Source organism: Sphingopyxis sp. (genome assembly GCF_035250425.1).
Taxonomy (GTDB): domain Bacteria; phylum Pseudomonadota; class Alphaproteobacteria; order Sphingomonadales; family Sphingomonadaceae; genus Sphingopyxis.
This window is the reverse complement of record NZ_DATFFD010000188.1, coordinates 1-5,240: the sequence shown is the minus strand read 5'-3', so window position 1 is coordinate 5,240 and position 5,240 is coordinate 1. Positions and strand designations below refer to the sequence as shown.

The following is a 5,240-nucleotide window of genomic DNA, read 5'->3' as shown; positions in this document are numbered from 1 at the left end:
CTGGCAACGCCTTCGACGCCATCATCGCAAACTACAACAATACCCCCAGAAAATGCCTCGGCTTCAAAACTCCAGCCGAAACCTTCCTGATGTTGCACTTCAAATGTGAATCCACACCCGGATCAAGTCCGGGGTGACGATATAAAGCTTACAGCGCGCCTTCGAGCCAGCCCTTGAGCGCGCTCTTCGGCGCGGCGCCGACCTTGGTGTCGGCGATCTCGCCATTCTTGAACAGGATCATCGTCGGGATTCCGCGCACGCCATATTTGGCGGGGGCGTTCGGGTGATCGTCGATGTTCAGCTTCGCGATCACGACCTTTTCGCCGAGTTCGTCGGAAATTTCCTCGAGCGCGGGGCCGATCATCTTGCACGGACCGCACCATTCGGCCCAGAAATCGACGAGCACGGGGGTGTCGCTGTCGAGCACGTCGCTCTGGAAGCTCGCGTCGGTGATCGCTTTGGTACTCATAGTCTGAACTCCTGAAATATCCTTGCCTCCAAACTAAGGCGTTGGTGCGTCCGGCTCAAGGGTTGAACCCGGCAAATTCGCCTTCGTTGCGAGCAAGCCCGGCTTGTGCGCATCGAGCAGGTCATCGCCGAGCATGATCAGCCGAGGCCCGGCCGTATAGAGCAACGCCGTCTCGACGCGCCGGCCGGAAAAGATCACCCGCAGCGCATCGCGATACGCCGCCATCTGCCGCAGATAGGCGGGCGCGACATCGGCGGCGCGTGTCGGCACATGCCGCCCGGTCTTATAGTCGATCACCATCACCGCATCATCGGCAACGAGCAGCCGGTCGACGATCCCCGCGACGACCACCCCGTCGACGACCGCCGACAACGGTACTTCGCCGAGCGACCCGGGCCCGAACAGCGCCGCATGCGCCGGATCCTCGATCACCGCCAGCACCTCGTCAACCATCGCCGCGCGCGCGCCCTCATCGAGCGCCGCCGCCTGCACCGCGAGCCAGTGCAACGCGGCCGCGCGCCGGCGCGCGGCGTGGATCGGCGGCAATCGCTCGAACAGAGAGTGGAGGAGCAAACCGCGCTCGACCGCGACCGCGCGCTCGCCTCCCTGCGGCGGCGTCGCTACATCGTCCTCGCCCAGCGCCGAGGGCGCGAGCGGCCGCGGCGGGCGCGCCTCCTCGGGCGCGGGTTTCAGCGCCCAAGGCGGCACGACAACCGTCGGCGCGCCCTGCCGAGCCTCGTCCTTCGGCGGACGCGCCCATTTCTTCGGCTGCACCGCATAAACGCGCTTGCGGCCCCAGCGCGGCCCGGCATCCTGCCAATCGGCGCCCATGTCGGCCATCACCGCATCGACCGCGCTGTGCCAATTATCTTTGGGAAGTTCGTCAGATTTTCTCGTGCCGGTGACAACCAGCAATTCCTCGGCGCGCGTCATCGCGACATAGAGCAATCGCCAATGTTCCTCGCGCTCGGCCGCTTCCTTGTCGTCATACGCTTTGGCGATCGCGCCGTGGCGCTCGTCCTTGCCCAGCCCGAAGACCGGCAATTTCTCCCACGCGCCCATCGACAGGTCGAAGGTCAGGCGCCGCGGCCGCGGATCGTCGGTCGCATCGGCAAGGATGACGATCGGCGCCTGCAGCCCCTTGGACCCGTGCACCGTCATCACCCGCACCACGTCGCTGCGCGCCTCGGTCTGGCGTTTGATCTCGGTCGTGCTGGCAGCGATGTGGGCGAGAAAGCCGAGCAGCGATGGCGCCTCCCGCCGTTCGAAGGCGAGCGCCTGTCCGAGCAGTTCGTCGATCGGATCGCGCGCTTCGCGGCCCAGCCGGCGGTACAGCTTGCGCCGCCCGCCCAGCGGCCCCGACAGGATCGCGTCGAGGAAACGAAAGGGCGTGGTGAAGTCGGCCATGCCGAGCAAGCCGCGCAGCGCCGCCATCGTTTCGGGCGGCGCGTCGCTTTCGCGTGCGCGAAGCTGTTCCCACAGGGCGCGGCCCTTGCGGCCATGGGCAAAGCGGAACAGATCGCCCTGCGTCCAGCCCAGCAGCGGCGAGACCAGCAAGCCGGCGAGATTGAGATCGTCGAGCGGCTGGACCGCGAAGCGCATCGCGGCGAGCAGATCCTGCACCGCGAGCGACTGCGTCAGCGAAAAACGATCGACCCCCGCGACGGGCACATGCCGCGATTGCAGCCGCGCGACGATCCGCGCCGCAAGGTCGCGGCGGCGACGGACGAGGATCAATATATCGCCCGGCGCGACGCTCCGCCCGTCCTTGCCATGTTCGATCCAGTCCTGCACCTCGTCGGCAATCGCACGCGACAGGCGCAGGCTCGCGGGGTCGCTCGCCGCCGCGGAGGATTCGCCCGGACCCGCGTCTTCCTCGCCGTCCTCGCGATCGCTCTCGTCGTCGGCGGCGGCATCGAGCGCTTTCCCGACCGGGAGCGGCTCCCACAGTTCGACGCGGCCCGCGCGGTCGCGGTTGAAATCGGCGGGGATGTGCGGCGGCTCATCGCTTTCCAGCCCCATCAGTTCGGGCGCGCCCGCCGCGATCCACGCGTCAACGACGTCGAGCACCGCGGGGCTCGACCGGTAGTTGGTGTCGAGATCGACATCCTCGAACGGCCTGCCGCCCGCCATCGCGCGCTCGCCAAAGCGGATTCGCGCGGCCTCGAACGCCGCCGGTTCGGTGCCCTGAAAGCCGAAGATCGCCTGCTTGCGGTCGCCGACGGTGAACATCGTGCGGACGCGGTCGTCCTTGGCGCCCAGCCCGGCGAAAAACTCGGCCGCCAGCGACAGGATGATCGCCCATTGCCGCGCGTTGGTATCCTGCGCCTCGTCGACCAATATATGGTCGGTGCGCTGGTCGAGCTTGAAGCGCACCCAGTCGCCGAAATCGCCCGTGGCCAGCAGGCGGCCGGCGATGCTGATCAGATCATCGAAATCGGCATAACCCTTGTCGCGCTTGGCGAGGGCATAGGCCTCGGCAAAGCGGCTGCCCAAATCCCACGCCGCCGCCAGATCGTCGGCGACCTGCATCGCGGTGGCGGTTGCCAAAAGATCGCCGGTGGCGGCAACGATCCGCTCGGCGGCGCCGAGGCAGCCGCGCATTGCCCCTTTTTCCTTGGTGTAGTCAGCGCGCAGATCGCCCGTCCCGGTCAGGAAGCAGCCGCGCACCGCGGCCAGCATCGCCGCGCGCCCATGCGAATCGGCGCGGTGCCAGTCGTCCATGATATCGGCGCGCGCATCGCCGGTCTTGGTCGCCCAGTCGCGGCCGCTGAGCGCCACGGCCGCGATATCGGCATCGGCGATGGCGCCGCCCGCAATCGCCGCCGCCCGCCAGTCGGCGGGGTCGCCCTGCGGCAGGCCGAGCGCGGTCCGCAGGTCGGATGCCCGCGGTGCAAGGCGCGGGGCATTCGCCGCTGTAAAGCTGCTCGCGCAGCGCGCGAGGAAGGCGATGGCGGCATCCTGCCCCAGCCGGCGCGACAACATCGCGGCGATGCTTCGCATATGATCGCCGTCGTCCCCCTGCCCCGACAGGAGCTTGCCCAGCACCTCGCGTTGCAGCGCGCGCGCCTCGCTATCCTCCAGTGCGCGGAACCCCGGCAATATCCTGGCCTCGAGCGGGAAGCTGGCGAGCAAGGTCTGGCAAAAGCTGTGAATGGTCTGAACGCGAACCGCGCCGCCGGGGCTGTCGATGACCGTCGCGAACAAAGATCGCGCGCGTTCGATCAGCGCCGGAACGCCGCGATCATAACCGATGAGTTCAAGGTCCAATCCCAAGGCCCGGAGTTCGGTGCGCAGGTCGCCGTCGTCCATCCGCACCCACATCACGAGCCGCTCGTGGATGCGATGCGCCATTTCGGCGGCGCCCGCCTTGGTAAAGGTGATGCACAGGATCGCCTCGGGCGACACGCCTTCCAGCATCAGGCGCAGGACGCGCGCCGACAGCACCTGCGTCTTGCCCGTCCCCGCCGACGCGCCCAGCCAGACATGGTCGTCGGGCTGCGCCGCAGCGCGTTGCCCGATATCGAGCATTTTTAGCAGCTTGTCGGGATCGATCATGCCGCCCCCGCGTCGGTCGCGCGTTCGCCGGTATCGGCGTCGGCGTCGCCCCGCCCGAACCATTCGTCGCGGCGCATCAGATGGTCGAAATCGGCATAGCGCTTGCCCGTATCGCCCGGAACAAAAGGCTCCTGCCCCAACAGGTAACGCGCGATCAGGTCGCCGAATACTTCGCGCGCACGCTCGACCACCGCCGCCGCCGTCGCGGGTTTGGGCTTTTGCCCGCGGATCGCCTTCACGGCGCCATCGACCCCCTTGTTCCGGTCACGCTTCAGCTCCCAATATTCGAACGCGTCGACGATTTCGGGCGCGAGGTCGCCGAGCCCCGCCTCCTGCGCGAGCAGGCCCAGAAGGCCGAGCTGGCTGTTGAGCCCGTCGCCCGTCGACTTGGCCGACGGCGCCGCACCCGTCTTGTAATCGACGATCGCCAGCGTGCCGTCGGCGGTCTGGTCGATGCGGTCGGCGGTCCCGAAAAGCCGGATGCCGTCGACGATATGTTCGCCGCGCACTTCGTTGGCCACCGGCCAGCGTTCGTCGCGCGACGCCCAGACGCGTTCTGCCGCCCAGCGCAGCGACGGCTCGATCCGTGGCAACCAGAAAGCGCTGGCCAGCGAATCGAGCGCCGGGTCGGCCCGCAGCGCCGCCAGTTCGATATTGAACGCAGCCTCGGTCAGTCCGGCCGTCTGCCAGTCCTGCAGGAATTTATGGACGCGAATGCCGAACCATTTGGCGTCGGGGCCGCTGCTCAGCGGATCGAGTTCGCTCAGCCGCAATATTTTTGCCGCATAAAAGGCGAAAGGATCGCGCGCGAGCTGGTCGACTCCGGTCACGCTGATCCGGTCGGGGCGCGTCGCGAGCGGCGGCGCGGGGCACGGCTTTTCGACGGGTGTGCTGACGCCCGGCGGTACGTCGAGCATGCCCGCAAGCGCCACCACCGACTGCTCGCCCAGCCGCGCCTCGGGCAATTCGCCCGCCAGCGCCGCGAGCCGCAGCCAGAAGCGCGACGCCACCGCAGGGTCACCGCCGCTCCGCATCGCGCGCGTCACCACCACCTCGCGCGCTGCAAAGGCGCCCGCGAAATCATGCGCCGCCGCGCCCTGCTGACGCTCGGACGCCGCGAGGCCGAGCATCCGGCGGATGCCGGGCGCGAGCCAAGGGTCGGGGCTTTGCTGCTGCGGCCAGCGGCCCTCGTCGAGCCCGCCGAGGATCATCA

The 5,240-nt window shown here is 68.2% G+C and carries 3 protein-coding genes and 1 pseudogene; 1 reads left to right on the top strand and 3 read right to left on the bottom strand.

Annotated elements, in window-relative coordinates; genetic code table 11:
• Positions 1-137 (top strand): annotated as a pseudogene (locus tag VJ811_RS19445) (IS30 family transposase); the annotation flags it as partial.
• Between the two features lie 11 nt (positions 138-148).
• Here VJ811_RS19445 and trxA read toward each other — a convergent pair.
• From trxA to VJ811_RS11285, 3 genes are all read right to left on the bottom strand, one after another.
• Positions 149-469, bottom strand: a complete 321-nt coding sequence (gene trxA / locus VJ811_RS11295) for a thioredoxin TrxA (protein WP_324072371.1) — start codon at positions 467-469, stop codon at positions 149-151.
• 33 nt (positions 470-502) lie between these two features.
• Complete coding sequence (addA, locus tag VJ811_RS11290; protein WP_324072370.1) at positions 503-4,027, bottom strand: double-strand break repair helicase AddA; 3,525 nt, start codon at positions 4,025-4,027, stop codon at positions 503-505.
• On the bottom strand, positions 4,024-5,240 hold a 1,217-nt coding region (locus VJ811_RS11285), incomplete at its 5' end, for a PD-(D/E)XK nuclease family protein (RefSeq protein ID WP_324072369.1). The genes VJ811_RS11285 and addA, both read right to left, overlap by 4 nt.

Coding starts and splice junctions, on each gene's coding strand:
- trxA (WP_324072371.1), bottom strand. CDS start 469: ATGAGTACCAAAGCGATCACCGACGCGAGCTTCCAGAGCGACGTGCTC.
- addA (WP_324072370.1), bottom strand. CDS start 4,027: ATGATCGATCCCGACAAGCTGCTAAAAATGCTCGATATCGGGCAACGC.